At 49.0% G+C, this 253-nt stretch carries 1 pseudogene; it reads right to left on the bottom strand.

From position 1 onward, the window contains the following. Positions 1-253, bottom strand: a pseudogene (locus tag L9G74_RS21380) (hypothetical protein); the annotation flags it as partial.

Genomic DNA, 253 nt, shown 5'->3' with positions numbered 1-253 from the left:
GGCATTAAGGCTACTTTACGGTCGGACTTAGCTGCCGCATCAAGCACTTGTTGAATCCGTAAGATATTTGAAGCGACCGATGCCACAATGATTCGACCAGGATGATATTTGAAGGTTTCCAAGACGTAGGCCGCGATCTCACGCTCACTCACGGGTTGTTCGTAGTTTTCAGCGTTGGCTGAATCACTGAGTAATGCCAAGACACCCTTTGAACCGATTTCGGCTAAGCGCGCAAAGTCGGTTTGGTAGTCAC

The organism is Shewanella electrica, from assembly GCF_022321485.1.
Lineage (GTDB): Bacteria > Pseudomonadota > Gammaproteobacteria > Enterobacterales > Shewanellaceae > Shewanella > Shewanella electrica.
Note: the sequence above shows the minus strand (reverse complement) of the source record. Positions and strands in the feature narration are given on the sequence as shown.